Origin of the sequence: Bacillus sp. FJAT-22090, assembly GCF_001278755.1 — a bacterium.
In the GTDB taxonomy this organism is placed as follows: Bacteria; Bacillota; Bacilli; order Bacillales_A; family Planococcaceae; genus Psychrobacillus.
In genome coordinates this window covers 2,072,602-2,098,548 of sequence record NZ_CP012601.1, presented here as the reverse complement: position 1 = coordinate 2,098,548, position 25,947 = coordinate 2,072,602, and the positions used below count along the sequence as shown (strand labels likewise).

Below are 25,947 nucleotides of genomic sequence, written 5' to 3'. Positions count from 1 at the left end.
AACCATAGAAGCATGAAATGTTTCATGCTTCTTGAAAAAAATATATGCTCCGTATACATAAAAAATTGTCTAACCAATTATGGATAGACAATTTTTTTTATTTTTATTAGACAAAAAATTAGTTTTTTTTCAATAAGGACATACACCTCTATCCTAGTAGGACGAGGTGAATATACATACAAGGAACGGACAAACAAAAAACGAGGGGAAATGGTATATGTATGAGCTTTCATGTTGGAGTCGCCAGTTTGGTGTTCCTAACTACTATGCTAGTCATTTTTTGGAGACCTAAAGGACTGAATGAGGCATGGCCAGCATCTATAGGAGCAGCGATTATACTAGTTGTAGGTATCGTTTCTCATGCGGATATTATAGACATTCTCAATAAAATTGGTGGCGCATCCATTACTATAATGGCAACAATTGTTATGGCAGTAATATTAGAAAGTTTTGGATTTTTTAACTGGGCAGCTGCAAGACTAGCGAATTTAGCAAGGGGTTCTGGTCACCGTTTATACTGGTATATTCAGTTACTTTGTTTTTTAATGACTCTATTATTTAATAACGATGGAAGTATTTTAATAACCACTCCAATTTTAATATTGCTCTTGAAAAATTTACGACTAAAACCATCACAACAGATTCCTTATTTATTAAGTGGTGCACTTATCGCAACAGCTTCTAGTGCCCCAATAGGTGTAAGCAATATCGTTAATTTGATCGCTCTAGAGATAGTTCATATGACACTTTGGATGCATACAGCGATGATGTTTGTGCCTGCTACATTAGGTTTATTATTTATGTCTTACTTGATGTATTTAGTAGTGAGAAAAAATTTGCCGAGAAGATTACCAGATTCCGCTATAGATATAGAAGAAACATTTTTCACAGAGAATTTTCATCCTTTAAAAACGAAAATCCCTGTAGAAACAAAGCGCAAGCGCACTAAATTTATGTTAAAGTTATTACTATTTGTGTTTATCATGCGTTGTCTACTATTCGTTGCATCTTATATAAACGTACCTATTGAAGTCGTTGCAGTTCTGGGCTCTGTAATACTACTTATTTGGAGATGGTATCATTTACGTACGAACCCAGTAGATATTTTGAAAAAGACTCCCTGGCATATTCTAATTTTTGCTTTCTCCATGTATGTGATAATATATGGCTTGAATAATGTAGGGTTAACAGCATTGTTAGTTAAGTGGTTTGAACCAATTGTAAATCAAGGATTATTTCAAGCAAGTTTTATCATGGGGGGCCTTGTATCAGTACTTTCGAACTTGTTTAATAACCACCCAGCTTTAATGATTGGAACAATTTCATTAACAGAAATGGGACTGGATGCAATCACCCTTAAGACAATTTATCTTGCCAATATCATTGGTAGTGATATGGGATCGTTATTATTACCTATCGGAACACTCGCTTCCCTTATTTGGATGCATATTTTAAGAAAAAATAAAATTAAAGTTACTTGGAAAGATTATCTAAGCGTAACGATTATCGTTATACCAATAACCACTATTGTAACGCTTGCTCTTTTATTTTTCTGGGTACAAATGGTATTTTCTAATTAAAATCTTAAATTGGAAGGTTGGAGACTGTATTTACTAATAATTTTATTTTAATCCTAGGTATTAACTCTAAAAGAACACGTTATCGGATGGGCAATATAAAGTAGAAAAGCAGGAAATTCTAAAAAATTTTCCTGCTAATCTCTTTGTTCAATGAAAAAAGATCCCTTCAAAACATTGATTAGATGCGTTTAAAAAGAATCTATATGAGTGAATATTAAATTTGTAGTTAAGGCATTCGATCAATCAGAATTTGTATTATAGCAAAGCCCAAAGATTCAAGAAAAAGCAGTGGAATTTATATATACTTTCAATGAGCATCAATTTAAATACACAGTTTTATTGTTTAATCGTTCTTAATATGTATATGTGAAACTAGGTGAAAATGCTACCGATTATTGAAATCAAATGCATAAAAAAGCAGGATGAATAATCATCCCGCTTTAAAATCAATTGTTTTTAATTAGTTTCTTCTCCATTGCACGATGAGGAATTCCTGCTTCTAAAAATTCTGGAGATGTAATCATGTAATTTCTTTTCTCATAAAATGGAATAGCATGACTTTGTGCATTAAGTTTTAGTTTATCGTAATCTTTCGATTGCGCATATTCTTCCATACATTGCATCATCAAATTACCATAATTTTTTCCTCGGTATTTAGGAAGTATACAGACCCGTTCTACTTTTCCAATAGAAGATTCAACTGTACGAATTCTTCCTGCACCAAAAGGTGTTTCTCCATCATATGCCACAAAGTGAGTAGCGGTTTGATCATATTCATCTAATTCCATATGAAGCGGCACATCTTGTTCTTCTACAAAAACTTTTCTTCTAATGAGTATGGCATCTTGATATTCTTTTTCTGTTTCAACTAATTTTGCATAAACCAAGGATTATTCAGCTCCAGACAATCTAAATGTTTCATAAACAGTCCAAGAACCGTCTTCTAATTGATAAAGTAAATGAAGTCGATCAATTTCTTCTTCAAATTCCGCACCAATCATTTTTAACTGTGGATAAATGTCGTCATGTTCACTAGAATTCATTTTTTGAGCAATAGTAATGTGAGGTACAAACGTATAATTTGCTTCATCGTTATATTCAATAGCATTTAAATCCTCATGAAGTGCTAATAGCTCATTTGTAGGCTCTACTTTAAAGTAAATAGCATTTGTTACAGGAGCAAAAGAACTCACTTTAGAAGTCTTTAATGTAAATGGCTTATGCTTACTAACCACTTGAGCTACTTGTTCAGCCACTGTTTTAATTTCCTTTTCGTCTGCTTCAAATACACCTTTTATCGTCATATGTGGTGTTATAAGTGCGTAGTGCGGGTCATAACGTTTCCTATAAGAATTAGCAAAATCTTGCACTTTTTTTGATGGGAAAGCAACTATTCCGTATTTCATTTTTCATTACCTCCTCGAATTTTTGTAACAGATCACCTTATCATTATAACAAAAAAATATTTACAAGCCGAAATTGTTTTTTAGTGAACGCCTTATATCTGGTTGCCAAAGCTTCCAAGTGTGGTTTCCATCTAATTCGTCATAAAATGTCGTAAATCCTTTTTTTATGAATAAATTATGCAAAGATCTATTTGGTGTGACAAAGTCTGTGATTAGTCCATCTCCTGTTTTAACATCTGTCTCTTCCAAGCCGATGACATGATAAAGTGAAAATGCATGTATTTCTTTATGTTTTTCAACTTGATTCAATACATACTCATTTACTAGAGGAGAATGTAAAATAACTTTGCCAAATGTATTAGGATATTGTAAAGCCGTAAGTAAGGATACTGTAGCAGCAAGTGAATCACCGATTAGTGCTCTGCCTAAACCCATTTGATAGGTAGGATAATTGGCATCAATATAAGGAACGAGTTCATGCGCTAAAAAACGTATGTACGCTTTATGCTTTTCTCCGTCCGGATGATATTTTGCTCTACGATCTTTCACATTTTTATATGGAATACCAACAATAATAAGGTTTTCAATTTCATTTTCTTCATACAGCTCGTCAGCCACTCGAGAAATTCTTCCCAATTGAAAATAGTCTTTACCGTCATTTGCAATAAGTACACTGTATTTATATAATGGCGAATAATTTGGTGGTAAGTATATAAGTAACTGCATTTCTTCTTGTAAAGATTCACTAAAAAGTGTTAGATCTTTTACAACTCCTTTATTCATAAAGAACCTCCTACAATAATCATGTTGTATAGAAATTGTAACATATACATGAAGAGAGGTATAATGAACAACAACTAGAAAATTTGAAAGATTATTATTTCGATGGTTATGAATATGGGACAGCGCTGAGTTCAAAATAAATCAGATAAATAAAGGGGTTAATTAAATTGGACAGACAGACATCAAAAGTACATTCACGGACTGTTGAGAAAGCTGCAAATGATGCATTACTTCGAAGAGGTGTGACAATCGAAGAGATTGCTAAAATCGTTTATGAAATGCAATTTCCATACAATAAAGGTCTAACAATTGAGCATTGTATCGAGTCGATTAAAAGTGTTTTAAAGAAAAGAGAAATGCAGCATGCCATTTTAGTAGGGATTGAGCTAGATGAACTAGCTGAGAAAAAGTTATTATCGGAGCCATTGCAACAGATTGTAGAAGCAGACGAAGGGTTATTTGGTATAGATGAAACGATTGCTCTAGGAGCAGTGTATACGTATGGAAGTATTGCAGTGACAACTTTTGGTCATTTAGATAAAAATAAAATCGGTATTATTTCAAAATTGGACACAAAGGCAGAGACAGGCACTATCCATACATTTTTAGATGATATAGTTGCCAGTATTGCTGCAAGCGCGGCTTCTCGTTTAGCACATCGAACACGTGATTTAGCAGAGGCAAACGAAACATTTGAGGATATCCCTCCAGAAGAAACTGCACCTGAAACAAAGGTTAAAGGATCTCGAACTTAAATAGTTCATTATTGATATTTAAAGAATGAAAGGGCACTGTACTAATCGATAGGCATTAGTGCTGACCGAGCTTCCGCTTGTCGCTCTCTACGCATGTGCCTCCGCGGAGGAGTCGCTACTGCATTGGGGGCTTTCTTCGTGCTACCGAGGGCACTGAAGAACTAATCAAGATATTTTTTTAGCGAGTATGTGAACGTCATTTCATTCACATACTCGCTTTTTGTCTGGACCTCTAAATTTAAGTAAATGCAGGTAGTTAATCCCCATAATACAACCCAAGAAACCCTCAATTTAAGCCGATATATGGTGATTTAATAAAATGACAAAGAGAAATAAGGCACTTTATATTCAAAAAACAATTACGTCATTTATAACGTAAGTTTTTTAGGCCCTTCGTGCTGCCTGCAGGTGTAAGGTGCATCAGAGATACAGTACCATTCGTTTCTATAAAGTCTTTTAAAAATGTCAAAATTTGAACAACAAAGCTGCAAGGGTCAATATCAACAATAACAAATAAAATAACAGAGTCGCGTCCGAATTGTATCCTCGGACGCGACTTTGTGTTTCTCCTATTATCTGTAAAAACACACAAGTAACTTATAATAGAAGCGCTTTAATATTCTCTAGCTTTACTAAAGCCTGCTTTAATTGCTTCCTCTTCTGTGCAAAACCATTCTTCCGGTTTAGTTGCATCATAATTATTTCCACTAGGAACATGAAAAATTTTCTTGCCTTCTCTACTAATGTTTCCTTTAATCAAACATTTACCAATTGGCTCTCTGGAAGAATTCTTATCTTCGACTAACACAGAAGAATCAAAACCACGTGAAGTAACATAGTTGGGGGTTTCCCATACTCCAACTTTCCCTTTCTCCGCAATATTAGATGCTTTTTCAAAGTCGTCTGAATACCTTGTGTTTGGCGGAAATAAGTAAGCAACACGTGCTAAACCTTCTTCTAAAAGAGTTTCTTGAACACTTACTCCATCTATGTAAATATAGGCAAGCATGCGACCGTAATTATCAAATCGATTTCCTACGTGGAATTCAATTGTTAAATTTCCGTTGCTTAGTATTTCTTTGTTACGATTCTTTGCTTCTTCACTAAAAGGCTGTTTTCCAAGTTGTTTATGATTTATTTCAGGTGTGTCAATAAGTAAATATCGAATTGTTTCGGTATTTCCCTTATAATTTACTTTAATTGTATCTCCGTCAATTACTTCAAGTAATTCAACTGGAATTTGATCAGTAGAGTCACTTGTTTTAGTAATACCGTTAGATGGAATTTCCTCACAACCAAAAAGCAAAGAAATAATTATTAATAATAATAACTTTTTCATTTTATCACCGTCATTAGTTTAGCATATAAATAAAGGAGAGATACTGTTGACACATATAATAGAGTTACCATTTGCTTATCGTTTTGATGAAGCAATCAGCAGATTATCATTAGACCCTCTAAATTCTGTAGATTTAGCCAATCAAATAGTTAGAGTTCCATTAGATCATTCCATTATTACTATAAAAAGTATTGGATCACATCGAGAGCCGAAGTTTATACTAACCGGAATAGAATCGGATGAACAGCTTCAACGTATATTGTCCATTTTTCATTTTGATCGCAGTCTAGATGCAGTTCATGCACATTTTATAAAAACAAATCTGAAGGATTTATTCTTAAAATTTGAAGGTACTCCTATCATTACGGATTTTTCTTTATACGAAAATATAATAAAAAGCATTATTCATCAACAATTAAATCTTTCTTTTGCAAGAACATTAACAACTCGATTTGTGCAAACATTTGGTGAACAGATAGATGGTGTATGGATCTACCCTTCTGCTGATAAAATAGCAAAACTAGAAGTGGACACACTAAGAGGCATGCAATTTAGTACAAGAAAAGCGGAATATATAATTGGTATTTCGAAAGCAATTGCAACAGAGGAGTTAAAATTGAATACCTTCGTTAATGAGACTGATGAGACGATTATGAAAAAATTGACTTCCTATCGAGGGATAGGTCCTTGGACTGCAGAAAGTTTTTTGCTTTTTGGCCTTGGTAGAGAGAATCTTTTTCCAGTAGGAGATATAGGGCTTCAAAACTCATTAAAACAAATGTGGAATTTGGAGAAAAAGCCTTCGAAAGAAGAAATTATTATCCATTTTGAATCTTGGTCACCTTATTTAAGCTATGCTTCTTTATACTTATGGAGAAATATTGAATAAAAAATCAGCTTCCTTTATATAATAAGAAGGAAGCTGATTCTATGTGAATACATTATTCAATTATTGCTCTCCATTTCGTCTTGTACTTCCTTGAAGTATAAAAACGATTCTTCATCCAATTCATCTATACGTTCCTTATTAATCCCCATTGCAATTGCTCCAGTAAAAATGGTTTCCCACCAAGTTTCTGTTATTGTCATTTCTATTTCCTCCTTTAATTTTCTGTTTGTCCATTTGACCAATACATACCCTAAAAAGTTTGGTTAACAAACTTGTTAATTAGAAAATGAATCAAATATCACACAACCAAAGCAAGACTTATAGACTAATGGAGTGGAAAGTGTAAGGAAAGAATTTTCCCTACATAAAAGAGTATTTCCACCTTTGATAAGAATCATGTATATCAGAAAAAAACTTATATGTGATATTCTTTCCTAGACTAGAAAATAATTGTATGATTCTTATATAAAGAACGTTTAGTATATATGATTTTGAATGAAAAAAGGAGATGTTATGATGAATTTTACTGCCCAGCAATTGGAAAATATTTTAGAGGAACATCAAAAATTTTTTTATTCTCGTAAAACAAGATCAGCTAATTTTAGGTTAGAACAACTTGACAAGCTTAAAAACTCAATCAAAAAATATGAGAAGGAAGTTATTAAAGCTTTATATAATGATTTACGTAAAAGTGAATTTGAAGCATATACAACTGAAATAGGACTTGTATATGACAATATATCTTATATGAAAAAAAACTTGGAAAAATGGATGGAACCGATGCAAGTAAAAACCCCATTAGCATTAATGCCATCAAAAAGCTTTATAGTAAATGACCCTTATGGAACTGTCCTGATTATTGCTCCATTTAACTATCCATTTCAATTAGTGATGGAACCACTTTTGGGAGCCATTTGTGGGGGAAATTGTGCAATTATCAAACCCTCTGAATCCACACCCTATACTGCTGAAGTCATTAAGAAGATTATAGAAGAGACATTTGATCCTGGCTATATACGAGTTTTAGAAGGGGAAAAAGAAGAAACTTCATTATTAATCCACGCTCCATTCGATTTCATCTTTTTCACGGGTAGTGTTAAAGTGGGCAAAATTGTCATGAAGGCTGCTTCAGAACGTTTAACGCCTATAGCTCTTGAGCTTGGCGGTAAAAGCCCAGTAATAGTAGATCATACTGCAAATCTGGAAGTGGCAGCAAAGAGGATAATATGGGGAAAATTAGTTAATTCAGGTCAAACATGTATTGCTCCTGATTATGTTTTGGTAGAAGAAAGTGTAAAAGAAAAGTTTGTTGAACTTTTAAAACAATCTATTCATCAATTTTACGGAGAAAATATTCAAAATAGTGTCGATTTAGGGCGAATTGTAAATGCAGCTCAATTTGATCGCTTGAAAAAAATACTAGATGAAGAAAAGGATCATATTATTTTTGGTGGAAGTACCGATAAAGATGATTTATATATAGAACCTACTTTATTGGATGGCGTTAGTTTTTCAAGTCCTTCTATGGAAGATGAAATATTTGGGCCTATTTTACCTATCATTTCCTACAACAATTTACCAGCGATAATTCGACAAATACGTACATTGCCTAAGCCTCTTGCAGCATATATGTTTAGTGAGCATGAGCGGGCTCAAAATTATTTTTTAGAAGAGTTTTCATTTGGCGGAGGTTGTATTAATGATACAATTACCCATGCTGGAAGTGCTTTTTTACCCTTTGGCGGGGTAGGTAACTCAGGAGTCCATGCATACCATGGCAAGGCAAGTTTTACTTTGTTTACACATCAAAAGTCTATTATTAAAAAGAATACAAAATTACCGATTGACCTAGTATTTCCACCTTATAAAAATAAAGTGAAGCTTGTCAGGAGTCTTTTAAAATAATGAAAAACATCCACGATTGTTACAAATCTGTGGATGTTTTTTTGAAATTTTGGACTTTTTAATAAAAGAAGCAAGTACATATTAAAATTTATAGAGTTTTTTATGATGATATATGTTAAATTAAAAGAAAACCATTACTTATTCCTTATGTTGAACTAAATATAAATATCTAATGATAGTAGATTAGTAGAGACAATATAACTAATTCGTCAGAAGGAGAAAGAGGAAATTATGGGATCTATTTTCGATACAAAATCAGATGACCTACTATATACAGTTAAAAAGGCGATTTTTAATGAGTCTTTAGCTGAAGATATGATCCTTCAGGAGCAACTAGAAGATGCTTTCTTCAAGATGGAATTAATGGATTATGCCCTAAATGAAACAATGATAGTAGCAGTTACTAATCGATCTGGTCAAATTCTTTATGTGAATGATCGATTTGTAGAGATTTCTGGGTATGCAAAATCAGAATTAGTTGGTAAAACGCATAAAGTTGTGAACTCCAACGTACACCCTGCTTCTTTCTTTCGAAAGATATGGAATACAATCTTAAGTGGTGAAGTTTGGGAAGGCGAAATATGCAATCGAAGAAAAAATGGTGAATTATATTGGGTAAAAACATATATTCTACCTGTTGAACTTAATGAAAAAGAATCTTATTTCTTGAGTATCCGAACTGATATAACATCAGAAAAAGAGAAGGAAAAATTGTTACAATCTTCTTTAGTATCTTCCTTTGCAACTGTGGTGAATTATGTAAATAACTTAGTATTTCAAGTAAAACACGATGCTTTCGGAAATTTTGGTTTTTCTTTATTGAGCGGAAAAATAGCCCATGAATATTTATCTAAACGAGGATTAGTGCCGGTTCAACCCTCAAGGGATACATTTTTGGAAAAGAATTTATTACTATCTACACCTATTAATGCATATTTTTCCCGAGAAATGACCGAAAGATTAGTAGGTCACCTCCAAAATGTGTTTAAGGGAGAAGAGGTATCGTATAAAGAATGGTTTGATGATAAATGCATCTATATAACACTTTCACCTTACGAACGTAAAGGAAAAGTTACAGCTGTAGTAGGTTTTGGTAACGATATAACCGAGTTAGAGTTTACTAGAAAAAAATTAGCAGAAATTGCGTATTTTGACCATTTAACCAATACCTTTAATGCGGCAGCTTTGGAAAGAGATGTAATTAAAAAGATTAATGAAAATAAGCCTTTCAGCTTTATATATATGGATTTAGATCGATTTAAAAATATTAATGATTCCCTAGGACACGTCACAGGGGATAAATTATTGAAAAAAGTTACTAAGAGAATTAAGAAATATATTCAGAAAAAAGGAGAAGGACTTTTATATCGAATTGGCGGAGATGAATTTGTTCTTCTTTTAGACGATGATCAACTAATAGATACACCATTTCGTTGTGCAGAATTACTAATACAAGAAATGGAGCAACCATTCTTAATTGATGAAATGGAAGTATATATATCTTGTTCAGTAGGAATTTCCTTTTATCCAAACCACGGTACATCCTATCAAACATTACATCGATCTGCAGACTTAGCATTAAATGTTTCAAAAGAAAGTGGAAAGAGAAATGTAGTAGTATTTGATCAAGCACATGTAGAAGGTTTTGTGAATAAAGTTCAATTAGAAAGCGACATACGAACAGGTCTTGAGAAAAAAGAGTTTATATTAGTTTATCAACCGAAAATCAATTTAAAAACAGAGACGGTTCATGGTTTTGAAGCGTTGATTAGATGGAATAAAAAAGGAAAAGAAATGATTCCTCCTAATGATTTTATACCTTTTGCAGAAGAAACGGGACTCATAATTCCTATTGGTAAATATGTGCTGAGAGAAGCCTGTAAGCAAGCGGTAGAATGGATAAAAATGGGGATATCGTTTCATACCTTATCGGTAAATATAAGCCCTGCTGAACTGGAACAAAATGATTTTTTTCAAAATATTCAATTAATATTGAAAGAAACAGGATTACCAGCACATTATCTAGAACTTGAAGTTACGGAAAATGTATTAATGAAAAATATTGAACGTTTAACAAAACTATTAATTGATTTGAAAGATCTTGGTATTAAAATTGCGATGGATGATTTTGGTTCTGGTTTTTCAAATTTTCGATATCTAAGTGATTTACCGATTCATACATTGAAAATCGACCGTATGTTTATGAATCGAATTGTTGAAAATAGAGACGAAGTTATTGTTGAATCCATTATCCGCATTGGTCATAGCTTGGGATTAGAGGTTGTTGCGGAGGGAGTAGAAACAAAAGAGGTAATTGATTTTCTTAAATTACATGATTGCCATACAGTTCAAGGGTTTTATTATTCTAAACCGTTACATTCAGAGGAAATTCCAATATTTCAACTAAGAGGACTGCTTCATTAGCAGTCCTTTCAAACTGTTGACGAACGATAGCATTCATCGTTGCATCTTCGGAAAGCACGTCGCAAACAAAAGATTTTGCTAGCACTTCGTTGTAAGCTCAGGGAAAAATTTAGTTGGTTAACGGAGGCGGTGATTCCAGCGGGAACAGCGTGCCCAAGTGAGACCCCGCAGAAGTTAGTAAAGGAACGAAGGCTAAGAACGCCACCTCGTATGGCAACGCCTTCGTGACCAACATCGTGTTTGCCTGAGGAGGCTAACGGACCGCCAGTGGAAAGCGTCCGCCCACAGTGGAAATCAACGATACGAGGAAGATATCTGTGTACAAACGATTGAAATATTCGTTATTAACCTTAGTTGGTTACTTATGGAAAAAGTAGTTGGTAAACAGAGGCGGCGACTCCAGCGGGAACAGCGTGTATAGGTGAGACCCCGAAGAAGCTAACAAAGGAACGAAGGCTAAGAACGCCACCTCGTGTGGCAACGCATTCGTGACCAACATCGTGTTGGCCTGAGGAGGCTCACGGACCGCCCGCAGAAAGCGTCCGCCCACAGTGAATCAACGATATAAGGAAGAAGACTGTGGGCAAATTCGTAATTCGTCGTCTTTGTCTAAAGTATGCTGAATGCGTAATAAGCAGTCTTTTAAGTCAATAATCTATGAAGTGGATAGATTCCTCTTCCTTTGTAATGCTTTACTGCTTTACACTTAATAATATCTAAAATGGTATACTGAATGTAAGAATACAAAATTCCTCAAAATGGTGCGATAAAATAGAACGTACATACAACAATGTCCTGTAAGAAAATAATTAATTTTGTTAAAATAAATGGGTGAATAAGGAGGATATATATGTCATTTTTATTTGAGAAAGAAGAAACTATTGCATTGTTAAAGCAATTAGTCGAAATACCAAGTCCATCCGGTTATACAAAAGATATAATGGATTTTATGGAGAAAATATTAGCGGATTTACAAGTTACTTACCAACGAACAAATAAAGGTGCTTTAATTGCTACTATAACTGGAGAAGATGACTACAAGCATCGTTTGCTTACTGCGCACACCGATACACTTGGAGCTATGGTGAAAGAAGTTAAGTCGAGTGGAAGATTAAAACTTACAATGGTAGGTGGCTTCAATTGGAATGCTGTAGAAGGCGAGTATTGTACAATTCATACTGCGGATGGTAAAAGAATACGTGGAACGATTCTTATGCACCAAACTACTGTTCATGTATATAAGAATGCTAGTGGATTACCACGAGATGAAAATAATATAGAAGTTCGTTTAGATGAAAAAGTGACAAATGCGAAAGAAACACGTAAGTTAGGTATTGAAGTTGGTGATTTTGTTTCTTTTGATCCTCGTTTTGAAGAAACAGAATCCGGGTTTATAAAATCACGCCATTTAGATGATAAAGCGAGCACAGCGTTGTTACTTCAATTGATTAAATACATTCAAGAAAATAAAGTGACACTCCCAAACACTACTCACTTTTATATCTCAAATAATGAGGAAATTGGTTATGGAGGAAACTCGAATATACCAGAACAAGTAACTGAATATATTGCAGTAGACATGGGAGCAATAGGTGATGGGCAAGCTTCAGATGAATATACTGTTTCTATTTGTGCGAAAGACTCTTCTGGTCCATACCATTATGAGTTAACGAGACAACTAGTAGATCTAGCTAAACATGAAAATATTGATTATAAATTAGATATTTATCCACACTATGGCTCTGATGCTTCTGCTGCCATCCGAGCTGGATTTGACGTAAAGCATGCATTATTCGGACCAGGTATTGAGGCATCACATGCATATGAGCGTACGCATGTGGAATCATTAGAACAAACTGCTAAACTTTTATTTGCATATGTAAACTCAAAACTATTGTAAGAATTATTTAGAGATAAATTAAATACCTGTTTCTTAAAATGATTAGAATCAGCAACTAATTCTGCTATAAAATATGCAGAAAAACCGTTGACTGGTTCTTTTTTACTTGTATTTTCACGCTCAAATCCATATGATAAAAAAGTAAATAAGAAGGAGATACAAAATATATGGACTTACAATTAAAAGATGAAATATTAAAACGAAGAACCTTTGCGATTATTTCCCATCCGGATGCTGGTAAAACGACTATTACCGAAAAGCTTTTATATTTCGGTGGAGCTATACGTGACGCGGGAACTGTAAAAGGGAAGAAATCTGGAAAATTTGCAACATCTGACTGGATGGAAATCGAAAAACAACGTGGTATTTCTGTTACATCTTCTGTCATGCAATTTGACTTTAATAATTGTCGTATTAATATTCTCGATACACCAGGACATCAGGATTTCAGTGAAGATACGTATCGAACGCTAATGGCTGTTGACAGTGCAGTTATGATTGTCGATGCAGCAAAAGGGATTGAAGCACAAACTTTAAAACTATTTAAAGTTTGTCGAATGAGAGGAATTCCGATTTTCACTTTTATAAATAAGCTTGACCGACAAGGGAAAGAGCCTCTAGAGCTTATGGAAGAATTAGAGGAAGTTTTAGGAATCCAATCTTACGCAATGAACTGGCCGATAGGCATGGGAAAAGAATTTTTAGGAATTTACGATCGATATAACAAACGCATTGAACAATTCCGGGTGGAAGATGACCAACGATACCTTCCATTAGATGACGATGGGGAGCTTGCTGTTGATCATTCGATGAAACAAACTTCTTATTATACACAGGCCATGGAAGACATCATGTTGTTAGATGAAGCAGGAAATGACTTCGACAAAGAAAAAGTTCTTTCAGGAGATTTAACTCCTGTATTCTTCGGTAGTGCATTAACCAATTTTGGTGTACAAACATTTTTAGAGACTTACTTACAATTTGCCCCTACTCCACAGCCGCGTAAAACGGATAACGGGGAAGAAGTTAATCCTATTAACGAAGATTTCTCTGGTTTCATCTTTAAAATTCAAGCTAATATGAATCCTGCTCACCGAGATCGTATAGCATTCGTCCGAATCGTATCTGGAAAGTTTGAGAGAGGTATGAATGTTACACTAGCTCGTACTGGTAAAAACTTCAAAGTGACGCAGTCCACACAATTTTTAGCTGATGATCGGGAAACTGTTGAAACAGCAGTAGCTGGTGATATTATTGGACTTTACGATGTAGGAAACTATCAAATAGGTGATACAGTAGTCGGAGGAAAAAAAGGATTTAATTATGAAAAACTTCCTCAATTTACCCCGGAACTATTTGTAAAAGTAACAGCTAAAAACGTGTTGAAATCCAAGCATTTCCATAAAGGAATCCTCCAACTTGTACAAGAGGGAGCAATTCAATACTATAAAACGCTTCATACAGAAGAAGTCATTTTAGGAGCAGTTGGACAGCTCCAATTTGAAGTGTTTGAGCATCGTATGAGAAATGAATACAATGTGGAAGTTCGTATGGAACCAATTGGATCTAAAGTAGCACGTTGGATTGAAAATGAAGAAGAAGTGAAAGAATCCATGACAGGTCCAAGAAGTATGCTTGTGAGAGATCGCTATGACAACTATGTTTTCTTATTTGAAAACGAGTTCGCTACTAGATGGTTCCAAGATAAATACGAACATATTAAATTGTATAATCTTCTTTAATATAGTAGAGGGAGGCACTTTTTAACTAAAGTGACCTCTTTTTTTGATGGGTATGAAAGAATCCATTCTCTACTTTCTCTAAAAGTTATATCTCGAATAATCGCAGGAAAGCGACGGAAGTCACGAATAATTCTTCAAGAAAATATCCCACGGTAACTTGTATAATCACGATATAATTTCATTGAAAAGCAATATATATATCCTAAATCGCACAACCCTCCCTCCATATTCCAAAACTAGACAACAAACGCATTTTCCGTAAAGATTTTGTTTATTATAAATTTGAACTCTGCCTTTGTAGGGCATATGATAGTATTAGCAAAATAGAAGGTGGTCCCTAAAAATGAAAATAAGTGATTTCTCCATAAAAAGACCAGTATTTACCACAGTTATCATGTTTCTTATTATTATACTTGGAGGAGTTTCATTCTTTAAAATTCCAGTAACTTTAATTCCCGACTTAAATCCTCCAGTTGCTGTAGTAGTAACAAGTTATCCTGGAGCAAGCTCGGTAGAAGTAAATGAAAAAATTACGAAACCATTAGAGGACTCTTTAAGTACTTTACCAGGAATCAAGTCAGTAAAGAGCACTTCTCAAGAAGGCGCAAATTTCATCTTATTGGAATTTGAATGGTCTACGGATATGGATGATATTGAATTAGATATTTTACAACGTATTGATTTAACTACCATGCCGGAAGGCGCATTAAAACCACAGTTTTTAAAGTTTGACCCTGCACAATTTCCGATTATTCAGTTATCACTTAGTGGGACAAGTGCTGACGGCGATATTCGCTTAATCGCAGAAAAATTAGAAAAAGAATTGATCAGTACTGATGGAGTAGCTAATGTTAATATATCTGGCTCTCTCGTGGAAGAAGTACAAATATTATTAAATCCAAATGCATTAGAAGAAAAAGGACTAACACAAAACGATATTGTTCAACTTATCCAAGCAAATAATATTTCTTTTCCTGGAAATCCAGTGGAAACAAATGATAAAAAATCACTTACAACTAGAATAGTTAGTACATTAACGAGTATAGACGATATCAAAAATCTAGTGATTACTGTTAATCCACTTGATGGGAAAAAAGTAACTATTGCAGATGTTGCTACTGTAGAGTTGACCGAACAGGATTTAAACACTGAAACAAGAGCGAATAATGAACCTGCAGTTTTACTATCTGTTTTCCAAGAATCAAGTGCAAATACGGCTAATGTATCCAAAGCTTTTCAGCAAGCATTAGAGGAGCAGCTTTCGAAAAAAGAATTTAACGGAGTTAAAGCAAATCTATTATTCGACCAAGGAGATTACATACAGGTTGCAATCGATAATATTGGCTCCACGCTAATAAGTGGCGGTATTCTCGCAATGTTAATCTTATTTGTCTTCTTAAAAGGTATAAGAAGTCCAATTATTGTCGGTGTTGCAATTCCTTATTCTGTCATAGTGACATTTGTTTTAATGTATTTTGCAGGCTTCTCCTTAAACATTATGACGCTAGGTGCGTTAGCGCTAGGTATTGGAATGCTCGTCGATAATTCCATTGTAGTAATAGAGAATATTGAAAGGCATTTAGGGTTAGGTAAAGATCCTAAGGAAGCCACTTATGTTGGAACAAAAGAAGTCATAGGAGCAATTACTGCTTCCACACTAACAACCGTCGCCGTTTTTGTGCCCGTAGTCTTTCTTTCAGGATTGATAGGTCAAATTTTTACTGAGTTTGCACTCACCATATCCTTTAGTTTATTTGCTTCCTTAGTAGTTGCGATAACAGTTATTCCCATGATGGCAAGTAGAATGCTGAAGAGGCCAAAGGGAAATCTAGAGGCAAAAAGAAGACGGTCGAAAGCATACAACAACTTTGAGCGATCTATAAGATGGGCATTGTCTCATCGAGCTATTATCCTTTCCATTACGGCAATATTGTTAGTAATATCAACTGTTGGTTTATTCCGTACGGGAACAGAATTTTTACCTGCAACAGATGAAGGGTTTGTTACGATCGCCGTTAGGCTAGAAAATGGTTCTTCAATAGCTGCAACAGACGAAGTAGTAAAAAAAATTGAGGAACAATTACAAAAGGAAAAAGATGTAGAAGTATATGTAAGTTTTGTAGGCGGCAATCAAGAGGGACAGTCAAGAGGGACTTCCCGATCTAATTTGGCGGAAATATCTGTTAAGCTAATACCATTAGATCAAAGAGAGCGTTCCATTTTTACTTTTGTAGATGAAGTTCAACCTAAGGTAATAGAAGCAGTTGGAGAAAATGTAGAAGTAAACTTTAATCTACAAACCGCTGCTGGATCAGCCCCAAACTCACTATCTTTTACAATTACTTCAACAAATAAAGAACAGTTAAATAATGCGGTAAATAAAGTGACAAAAGAAATAGAGAAGATAAATGGAATAACAAAAATAAGAAATGATTTAACGGAGACAATTGATGAAGTCCAAATGACGGTGAAGAGAGATGCAGCTACTGAGTATGGCCTTGCTCCAGCCCAAATAGCCCAAACCGTCAATAATATAACAAGAGGAGTTATAGCAACGCAGATTATTTCAGAGCAAGAAGAAGTATATGGTGTATATGTTAATTATGATGAAGATTATCGAAATAGCGTAGACCAACTAAAGCAATTAAAACTTAGAACACCATCTGGTCTATACATTACCTTACAGGATGTAGCACATATAGAGGTTGCAGAGGGACCTTTAACAATTCGTAGAGTGAATCAAGCAGGGGCAGTTGCATTTACTGTTAAATATGATTCTAAGATTTCATTAGGGGAAATGTCTGATTCAGTAGATGCTGCAATTGAAAGAGCACAATTGCCAAACAATGTTTCTATTTCATTTGGTGGAGATCGGGAATTATTAGATAATGCAACAAACGATATGATCTTGGCTGTTATATTGGCAGTTGTTTTAGTATTCATTGTAATGGCTGCCCAGTTTGAATCATACAAGTATCCATTTGTTATTATGTTTACAGTACCCCTAATTGTCATTGGAATATTCTTTGGATTATTTACAACAAATACACCAATAAGTATTTCGGCAGTAATAGGTATTCTTATCTTAGTAGGAATTGTAGTTAATAACGGAATTGTATTGGTAGAATATATTAATCAGCGAAAAGCAGAGGGGATGGTATCATACGAAGCTATAACAACCTCGGTACGAGATCGTGTAAGACCTATTCTCATGACTGCGTTAACGACCATCTTAGGGTTAGTACCACTTGCGCTAGGTATTGGGGAAGGAACAGAAATCAATCAACCAATGGGCATTACAGTAATTGGAGGATTAATTAGTTCAACTTTTTTAACTTTATATGTTGTTCCGGTAATTTATAGTTTGTTTGATAAAGAAACAAGAAAAAGTGCGACAACTCAAGATTAGGCCAACTTTAAGTACTACTTATGCATAGTCTCGGAAGCATCTCTAACTATAGGCATTCGAGCTGGCCGCACGTCCGCATGAGCCGCTGTATGCTCAAGCGCATTTGTGCTCCTGCGCAAAGCTTGTCGCAAAGTAAACTTCGCTGTCTCATACGGCACGTCATGCGGCTGGCAAGGCGCGAATACCAGTGTATTCTGCTTGATAAGGAATAAAGTACTAAGTGTTAATCAATAATCTTGAAAACAGGATGTAGGCTTAACTTTCATTAAATTGTTTTTAGTTCATCCGATGATTCCAGGATGTGCGCCTTACACGCCGCAGGAGCGCGAAGAATGAGACCCCGTAAAGGATGTGGGTGGCCACAAAGGAGCGACTCATCCTGCAGAGGCTCATGCGTAGCGTGCGGCAAGCGCACATCCGTGTTTCCGATCTCTAAATAACAATTATATGAATAGACTAGAACATATACATCACCAACTATTGTCATTCGTGTTGGCTGCATATCCGTGTTCGTGTCTGCTCTAAGAAACGAAGGGTCTTCTTGATGGCTCATTTTTTAATATTTATACAAGGGGTGGGGGTATATGTCGAACGCACTAATAACCGGGTTTCCTGGTTTTTTAGCTAAAAATATTATTAAAGAGCTTCGCCTTCAAAAAGCTTTTTCTTCTATTTATGTACTAGTTCTGCCAGTTCAAGTAGATAAAGCGAAAGAAATGATAGCAGAAATCTATAAAGATGAAATACCAAATCAACAGCTCATTATTGTGGAAGGAGATATTACAGAACCTAATGCCGGATTGAAAAATGAAACATTAAACATGCTACGAGAAAAAGTAGTATATATCTGGCATTTAGCAGCAATTTATGATTTAGCAGTTCCAAAAGATATCGCTTGGAAAGTGAATGTTCATGGAACAGACATGTTTAATAAAGTAGTTGTGCAATTTCCTAATCTAAAGAGATATATATACTTTAGTACAGCCTATGTTGCTGGTAAAAGAGAAGGGAAACTATTAGAAACAGAGCTTATTAGACCAGATGGTTTTAAAAATTATTATGAAGAAACAAAATATGAGGCGGAATTGTTAGTAGAACAACTAAAAGAGTCCGTTCCTGTCACTATAATCAGACCTGGAATTGTAAGGGGCAATTCTGTGACGGGGGAAACAATTAAATTTGATGGGCCATATTTCTTTATTAATATGATTACTAATCTAAAATGGTTGCCCGTGTTACCTTTCTTAGGAAAGTCACATTCTTTTATTAATGTTGTACCTAGTGATTATATAACAAAAGCCTCCATATATAGCTGTTTTAGTGAGGATGCCCTTTCAAAAACGTTGCATTTGACTGATCCAAAACCATATCCAGTTGAAGAAGTGTATCGTGCATTTGTAAAAGAAATAACAGGGAAATATCCAAAAGGGAGAATACCATTGTTTCTTGCAAAAGCATCTGTTTCTTTATATCCAGTTAGAAAGCTATTACAAGTAGAAAAGGAAACATTAGATTATTTAACATGGGATTCTTCCTTTGATACTACTGTAGCTGAAAGTATATTAAAAAAAGGCAACATTACATGCCCAGATTTTATCGAATCTATCCCATCTATGATTGGATTTTATAACGGACATAAAGACGACAAATTGTATCACATTCAAATAAAGTAGATTTACCTTTACAAATTAATTTGTAATCGTTATAATGAATAACATAAATGGATATACTTTTGACATATGTCAAAGGGGAGTAGCTATAGGGAAACCTATTTCATAATCGTCATTACATGGCGTAAGCCATCGGTTATGATAGTAATTTTTAAAATTGCTTAGCAAGACCTTTGCCTTTTAATAGGCATGGGTCTTTTTATTTGCAAAAAAGGAGGATATTTATGGAAACAGTTTTTCTAGAGTATGCATGGGTCTTGCTAGTTTTAGTAGGTCTAGAAGGTTTACTTGCAGCTGATAATGCAGTCGTGATGGCTGTAATGGTAAAACACTTACCAAAAGAACAACAGAAAAAAGCGTTATTTTACGGGTTATTAGGTGCTTTTGTCTTTAGATTTTTAGCATTATTCATGATTACATTCTTAGTGAATATTTGGCAAGTTCAAGCAATAGGAGCAGCTTACTTACTATTCATTTCGATAAAACATATTTATGATCAACGCAAAAAACCAGGTCCACATATCGATGTAGAAGGAATGGAACTAAAAAAGGGTTCTGGATTTTGGATGACAGTATTAAAAGTAGAGCTTGCAGATATTGCTTTTGCAATAGACTCTATGCTTGCTGCAGTAGCTATAGCAGTTACATTACCGTACGTAGGTGACTTTGATATTGGTGGAATTAATGGTGGTCAATTCGCAGTTATGTTCGCAGGGGGTGTGATTGGTCTAATCATTATGCGATTTGCCGCACACAAATTTGTTCAATTACTTGAAAAGTACCCTTCACTCGAAACAGCAGCATTTTTAATCGTTGGTTGGGTAGGGGTAAAATTAGCAGTATTGACAATGTCTCATGACAAAGTTGGAATTCTACCTCATGATTTTCCACACTCTGCACCATGGGAAATTACTTTCTGGACAGTCTTGCTGGGTATAGCTCTATTAGGATATATATTTGGAGTAGTTAAAAACAAAAAAGAAGATACAGAGTAATGAATTGAAAAAGTATGAAAAGATAGTGGTTAGAACTATCTTTTTATGCTTTTTTTTCTTACAATGAGAAAACAGGTATGTGCTTATTGAAAGGAAACTATTTATGAGAACATTTCAAGTTAAACAAAAGTTTAAATTTACTCCAGCTCAAGTAATCGTAACGTATTATTTTATTGCTATTGCTGTATCAGTAATTCTTCTAAATTTACCAGGTGTTCATAGGCCAGGGGTTCATGTGGATTTTATTGATAGTTTGTTTACCGCAGTAAGTGCAGTTAGTGTCACTGGTTTAACAGCGATTAATATTCTTGAAACATATAGTGTATTTGGATACTTTATGTTATTACTGATTCTCCAATTAGGTGGAATTGGAATTATGTCGTTAGGGACATTTATTTGGTTAGTTTCGGGTAAAAAAATTGGGCTTCGCGAAAGACAGTTAATAATGGTTGATCATAATCAGCCTAAATTATCGGGTGTAGTGAACTTAATAAAAGAAATTGTTAAAATTTTATTGTTAATTCAACTTATAGGAGCAGTTATATTAACTTTATATTTCACACAATATTATGATACATTTAAGGAAGCGATGGTACATGGGATCTTTACGTCTGTTTCGGCCACAACCAATGCAGGGTTCGATATAACAGGTGAATCTTTAATACCGTATCATCATGATTACTTTGTTCAAATAATTACTAGCATGTTAATTGTTTTTGGAGCAATAGGGTTCCCAGTTTTAATTGAAGTAAAAGAATTTCTTTCAAACAAAAATAAAAATTTTCGTTTTTCATTATTTACAAAGCTGACAACGATCACATATGCAATTCTTCTGATGTTTGGTACACTAATGATTCTTTTACTTGAAATGTTTAATTCAATGAAAGGAATGGCTTGGCATGAAAAGTTTTTCACAGCTTTCTTCCATTCTGTTTCATCTCGTTCAGCAGGTTTAACAACAGTAGATATTACATTATTCCAAGAAGGTACAAATTTTTTAATAAGTGTTTTGATGTTCATTGGTGCATCCCCAAGCTCAGTAGGTGGCGGGATACGTACGACAACTTTTGCCATTGCACTATTATTTTTAATCAATTTTTCAAGAGGTAAAGACAATATTCAAATTTTTCATCGTGAAATTCATTTAATTGATATTTTTCGAGCATATGCAGTAATAATTTTAGCTCTAGGTATGGTATTTGCCGCAACTATTCTACTTTCTATAACTGAACCGGATATTCCAATTACATCTTTATTATTTGAAATAACCTCTGCTTTCGGTACTTGTGGAATGTCGCTTGGTATTACTGGAGATCTATCAATTATTGGGAAGGTAACAATTATGATATTAATGTTTATTGGACGAGTTGGTCTGATCTCATTTTTATATACATTAGGTGGAAAGAGTAATAAAAGTAAATATCATTACCCGAAAGAGCGAGTGATTATCGGATAATAGAAAAGCCAATTAATCCGTTAAAGGATTAATTGGCTTTGTTGTTTTTGTTCGATAAAAAAGAAATGTGGGGTTGGACCTTTTCCAAAAGTAGTAAGTAAGTATCCTTCTCTTTCTTTTATTATTCCCTGCAAATATGAGTCAACACAAATAGAGATTGGTGTTATAAAAGTTTGTTTATATAATTCACGTTCGTTCATCTGAAGTGATGCAAATTCATCCCCTGCATTAGATGGATCTAACAGAAGTTGTTTATATAGATAGGATTGTTCTTCTTTAGCAATGTCGTTTGACCACCAAGGTTTGCGTGGTTGGAATTTTTGTTTAGATAAATAATCTAGTTTCATAACACTTTGAACAACTGGTAACGATAAGTTTTCAATTCCCATTAAAAAGCTATTCAATCTAATGAATAAATCCTCTAATTGATGACCAATTTTCGACCAATTTCTTTCCTCCCAAAAGGTACCAAATTGTTGGAAGAAATCAAATGGAGTATCAAAAATTTGATCGAACAAGTATTCAAGTGTTCGATCCATCCTATGCGCGTTCCAATATTTCTCTAAAACATCTTCCACTTGTTTTATGCGAAGGATATCGTCAAAAGATAACACATTATTAGAAAAGATTTCATACGGCGCTTGATCTACATAAACATAACCGTATTTTTTTGCTTCCACACGTAATCCAGTACCACGTAGCAACTTTAAAAATCCTAACTGTAATTCCTCTGGGCGCATTTCAAATACTTCATTGAAAGTATTTCTAAAGGAATCATAATCTTCTTCTGGCAGACCGGCAATTAGATCCAAATGCTGATCAATTTTGCCTCCACTCTTAACCATTGTAACTGTACGTTTTAACTTCTCAAAGTTTTGTCTACGTTTGACAAGTTCGTTCGTTAAATCATTTGTTGATTGGACGCCAATTTCAAATCGGAAAAGCCCTGCTGGTGCATTATCATTTAAAAATTGAATTACTTCTGGCCTCATAATATCAGCAGTTATTTCAAACTGAAAGACTACTCCAGGTAAATGTTCATCTATTAAAAATTGGAACATTTCCATTGCGTAGCTTCTACTTATATTAAAAGTTCGATCCACAAACTTTATTGTTTTCGCTCCATTTGCCATTAAAAAGCGAATATCTTCCTTCACTTTATCTCTATTGAAGTATCTAACACCTACCTCAATAGAAGATAAACAAAATTGACAGGAGAAAGGACAACCACGACTTGTTTCAATATAAACTATTCGCTTAGACAGAGTGGGTAAATCTTCTTCAAAGCGAAATGGTGAAGGAGATTCTCTTAAATCTAATTTTTTTGGTAGCGGATTTAGAATAAATTTGTCGTCTTGTACATATGCTACACCAGGTATGTTTTCAAGAGACTGTTTACCGTGTAGGAAATTTAACAGTTCCTTAAAAGAAATTTCTCCTTCACCAACGACAATATAATCTATTTCTTTTACTTGTCGTAACCAAATATTTGTGTCGTAAGAAACTTCCGGACCACCTAAAACAATAGTAATTTTTGGGTCCACAGTCTTGAGAATTTTAATAACTTTTAACGTTTCTTCGATATTCCAAATATAGCAGCTAAAACCTACAATATCGGGTTTTTTCTGATATAAATCCGCGACAATGTTAAATGTGGGGTCTTTAATGGTGTATTCAGTGATAAGGGGGGAATATTCTGGTTCTGCATAGGATTTTAAGCAGCGAAGTGCCAAATTAGTATGAATGTATTTTGCATTTAGTGTTGTTAAGATTATATTCATTGTTAATAACTCCTTTTTACTTCTTTCTATTGTAACAACAATGATTGTTGTTGTCGACAATATAGGTAAAAGGAATCATTTCATTATAAAAAAATTTGTGGAATAATCAGAATTAACAAACATTTAAAATGCTTCTTTTTTACATACTGTATATACCCCTTTTTTGGGATGATTTTTTAATCGTTAGGAGAGGATGGGTGACGTTTGTGGTAGTTGAAGCAAAATATAAGCAAAGATTTGAACATGTTTTTCAGCTTTATTCTGGAGGGCTTATTTTCATTAATCATGAAGGAATAATTCTAGAAGTAAATTCAAAAGTAGAGAATATTCTACAAACCGATAGAAATGAGTTAAGTGGGATGAATGCATTTCATATTTTGAAAATGCTAAAAGCTAACCTTGATAATAAAAAAGAGTTTATACAAGAACTTCACCATAAAGGGCAGGCGGAGTTTTTTTGTGAAATACAAACCTTCAGGGGTGAGTTAAAATATATAAGAATTAGAGTTTCAAAACAAAAGGATGCAGATCTTTACTTAACGGAAGTTCATGATGAATCCGAAAAAATGAGAATGAAAAAGAGATTAGATCACACAGAATCTCTTAGCACTCTGGGGCAATTGGCAGCAAGTATTGCACATGAAATACGCAATCCAATGACGTCATTAAAAGGATTTACTCAATTATTGTATTCTACTGCAAATGATGATGGAAAAAGGTATTTATCCGTTATTAATGATGAAATTAATAGAATGGAAGAGATTTTAACGGAATTCTTAGAAGTTTCTAAGCCTACTACTCCTATATTTACAAACTTTGAGATAAAGAATCTAATTCTTGAAGTAGTTAATTTTATGGCTCCTCAAGCATTGATGCAAAACATAAATGCTACTATCAATTTTGAGATTGACCATACTCGAAAAATATTAGGTGATCGAAATTTATTAAAACAAGTATTTATAAATACGATAAAAAATGCAATAGAGGCAATGTCAAATGGAGGAAATATATATATAAATATTTCGGACATGGGTGATAAACCCTATGTGTGTGTTTCCGTTGAAGATCAAGGACATGGTATTGAAGAAAAAGTTCTAGAAAAGATTTTTGATCCTTTTTATACAACTAAAACTTATGGGACAGGTTTAGGATTGGCACATATTAACAAAGTAATTGGTGAACATGGAGGAAATATTGAAGTAAGTAGTACAGTAGGAAAAGGAACTACTTTTACATTTCTGCTTCCTCTTCATAATGAGAACAAACATATTTTGACAATCTAATCACCTGACCTATATAATAGTGTTTAGTGTATTTTATTTAGGTGAGGATGACGAGAATGACAAATGAACAATCGAACAGTGCATTAAAGTTATTTATTGTGTTGTCACGTGCTCATAAAGTAATTCATGAAAGTACGAATCATTTCTTTCAAGAAAATGGTTTAAACCCGACTGAATTTGCAGTATTGGAACTCTTATATCATAAGGGGAGACAACCACTTCAGCAAATTGGGAACAAAATCCTCTTGGCAAGTGGCTCTATTACATATGTAGTAGACAAGTTAGAAAAGAGAGGTTATATTAGTCGTGTTTCTTGTGATTCTGATCGTCGAGTGACTTTTGCAGAAATTACAAATGAAGGAAATGCATTCATGGACGAACTTTTCCCAAGACACGAGCAACAACTGGTTGAATTAATGGGAGCTCTTTCAGAGGAAGAAAAACTAGAAGTTATCGACCTAGTAAAAAAACTTGGTTTATCCATTAAAAATTTGTCGTATTAATAAAAAAAGCTTCTGATTAACTATTATTCAGAAGCTCAGACTGTAGACAAAGTACCCCAAGAGTTCGTCTCTCGGGGTACTTTGTCAATTTTGAAGGTATTTGATTTCAAATTTCCCCTGAATTTTA

At 34.2% G+C, this 25,947-nt stretch carries 19 protein-coding genes and 1 riboswitch; of the genes, 13 read left to right on the top strand and 6 right to left on the bottom strand.

What is annotated here, in order from left to right:
* Positions 1 to 221 precede the first annotated feature (221 nt).
* Positions 222 to 1,580, top strand: coding sequence for an arsenic transporter (locus tag AM499_RS10755; RefSeq protein ID WP_053590213.1), 1,359 nt, complete (start codon positions 222 to 224; stop codon positions 1,578 to 1,580).
* A 446-nt stretch (positions 1,581 to 2,026) separates the two neighbouring features.
* Here the strand turns inward: AM499_RS10755 and AM499_RS10750 are convergent, their stop codons facing one another.
* Genes AM499_RS10750 through AM499_RS10740 form a run of 3 tightly spaced genes read right to left on the bottom strand, consistent with a single transcriptional unit; the run spans position 2,027 to position 3,769 of the window.
* Positions 2,027 to 2,467, bottom strand: a complete 441-nt coding sequence (locus AM499_RS10750) for a GNAT family N-acetyltransferase (RefSeq protein WP_053590212.1) — start codon at positions 2,465 to 2,467, stop codon at positions 2,027 to 2,029.
* A 3-nt stretch (positions 2,468 to 2,470) separates the two neighbouring features.
* Positions 2,471 to 2,986 carry a YjcG family protein gene (locus tag AM499_RS10745; protein ID WP_053590211.1) on the bottom strand — a complete coding sequence of 172 codons (516 nt, stop codon included), beginning with the start codon at positions 2,984 to 2,986 and terminating at the stop codon, positions 2,471 to 2,473.
* Between the two features lie 60 nt (positions 2,987 to 3,046).
* The gene (locus tag AM499_RS10740) at positions 3,047 to 3,769 is read right to left on the bottom strand and encodes an alpha/beta hydrolase (protein WP_053590210.1); all 723 of its coding nucleotides are present in this window, start codon (positions 3,767 to 3,769) and stop codon (positions 3,047 to 3,049) included.
* A 167-nt stretch (positions 3,770 to 3,936) separates the two neighbouring features.
* Between AM499_RS10740 and AM499_RS10735 the strand changes: the two genes are divergently transcribed.
* The gene (locus AM499_RS10735; protein WP_053590209.1) at positions 3,937 to 4,524 is read left to right on the top strand and encodes a phosphatidylglycerophosphatase A family protein; all 588 of its coding nucleotides are present in this window, start codon (positions 3,937 to 3,939) and stop codon (positions 4,522 to 4,524) included.
* A gap of 613 nt (positions 4,525 to 5,137) precedes the next feature.
* Here AM499_RS10735 and AM499_RS10730 read toward each other — a convergent pair.
* Positions 5,138 to 5,863 (bottom strand): thermonuclease family protein, encoded by a 726-nt coding sequence (locus AM499_RS10730; RefSeq protein ID WP_053590208.1) that lies wholly within the window; start codon positions 5,861 to 5,863, stop codon positions 5,138 to 5,140.
* A gap of 46 nt (positions 5,864 to 5,909) precedes the next feature.
* Here AM499_RS10730 and AM499_RS10725 point away from each other — a divergent pair, with 46 nt between their 5' ends.
* Entirely contained in the window at positions 5,910 to 6,752 is an 843-nt protein-coding gene (locus tag AM499_RS10725) for a DNA-3-methyladenine glycosylase family protein (RefSeq protein WP_053590207.1), read from the top strand.
* Between the two features lie 56 nt (positions 6,753 to 6,808).
* Here the strand turns inward: AM499_RS10725 and AM499_RS21855 are convergent, their stop codons facing one another.
* Positions 6,809 to 6,952 carry a hypothetical protein gene (locus AM499_RS21855; protein ID WP_197275637.1) on the bottom strand — a complete coding sequence of 48 codons (144 nt, stop codon included), beginning with the start codon at positions 6,950 to 6,952 and terminating at the stop codon, positions 6,809 to 6,811.
* Positions 6,953 to 7,268: 316 nt separating this feature from the next.
* On the opposite strand from AM499_RS21855, the gene AM499_RS10720 reads away from it, so the two are divergent.
* The 8 genes from AM499_RS10720 (at position 7,269) to AM499_RS10685 (ending at position 22,253) form a co-directional block, all read left to right on the top strand.
* A complete protein-coding gene (locus tag AM499_RS10720; RefSeq protein WP_053590206.1) occupies positions 7,269 to 8,657 on the top strand; it encodes an aldehyde dehydrogenase in 1,389 nt (462 codons plus the stop codon).
* A 231-nt stretch (positions 8,658 to 8,888) separates the two neighbouring features.
* Positions 8,889 to 11,081, top strand: a complete 2,193-nt coding sequence (locus tag AM499_RS10715) for a sensor domain-containing protein (protein WP_053590205.1) — start codon at positions 8,889 to 8,891, stop codon at positions 11,079 to 11,081.
* Between the two features lie 850 nt (positions 11,082 to 11,931).
* Positions 11,932 to 12,981: a M42 family metallopeptidase gene (locus tag AM499_RS10710; protein ID WP_053590204.1), complete on the top strand. Its 1,050-nt coding sequence runs from the start codon at positions 11,932 to 11,934 to the stop codon at positions 12,979 to 12,981.
* Between the two features lie 167 nt (positions 12,982 to 13,148).
* The gene (locus AM499_RS10705; protein WP_053590203.1) at positions 13,149 to 14,723 is read left to right on the top strand and encodes a peptide chain release factor 3; all 1,575 of its coding nucleotides are present in this window, start codon (positions 13,149 to 13,151) and stop codon (positions 14,721 to 14,723) included.
* Positions 14,724 to 15,066: 343 nt separating this feature from the next.
* Positions 15,067 to 18,132, top strand: a complete 3,066-nt coding sequence (locus AM499_RS10700) for an efflux RND transporter permease subunit (RefSeq protein ID WP_053590202.1) — start codon at positions 15,067 to 15,069, stop codon at positions 18,130 to 18,132.
* A 584-nt stretch (positions 18,133 to 18,716) separates the two neighbouring features.
* Positions 18,717 to 19,805, top strand: a complete 1,089-nt coding sequence (locus tag AM499_RS10695; RefSeq protein WP_053590201.1) for an SDR family oxidoreductase — start codon at positions 18,717 to 18,719, stop codon at positions 19,803 to 19,805.
* A gap of 62 nt (positions 19,806 to 19,867) precedes the next feature.
* Positions 19,868 to 20,026: riboswitch (yybP-ykoY riboswitch) on the top strand.
* Positions 20,027 to 20,797 (top strand): TerC family protein, encoded by a 771-nt coding sequence (locus AM499_RS10690; RefSeq protein ID WP_053590200.1) that lies wholly within the window; start codon positions 20,027 to 20,029, stop codon positions 20,795 to 20,797.
* A gap of 103 nt (positions 20,798 to 20,900) precedes the next feature.
* Positions 20,901 to 22,253, top strand: coding sequence for a TrkH family potassium uptake protein (locus tag AM499_RS10685; protein ID WP_053590199.1), 1,353 nt, complete (start codon positions 20,901 to 20,903; stop codon positions 22,251 to 22,253).
* Positions 22,254 to 22,273: 20 nt separating this feature from the next.
* Here the strand turns inward: AM499_RS10685 and AM499_RS10680 are convergent, their stop codons facing one another.
* Positions 22,274 to 24,034 (bottom strand): B12-binding domain-containing radical SAM protein, encoded by a 1,761-nt coding sequence (locus AM499_RS10680; protein WP_053590198.1) that lies wholly within the window; start codon positions 24,032 to 24,034, stop codon positions 22,274 to 22,276.
* A 197-nt stretch (positions 24,035 to 24,231) separates the two neighbouring features.
* On the opposite strand from AM499_RS10680, the gene AM499_RS10675 reads away from it, so the two are divergent.
* The gene (locus AM499_RS10675) at positions 24,232 to 25,317 is read left to right on the top strand and encodes an ATP-binding protein (protein WP_053590197.1); all 1,086 of its coding nucleotides are present in this window, start codon (positions 24,232 to 24,234) and stop codon (positions 25,315 to 25,317) included.
* A 56-nt stretch (positions 25,318 to 25,373) separates the two neighbouring features.
* The gene (locus AM499_RS10670) at positions 25,374 to 25,820 is read left to right on the top strand and encodes a MarR family winged helix-turn-helix transcriptional regulator (RefSeq protein WP_053590196.1); all 447 of its coding nucleotides are present in this window, start codon (positions 25,374 to 25,376) and stop codon (positions 25,818 to 25,820) included.
* Positions 25,821 to 25,947 lie beyond the last annotated feature (127 nt).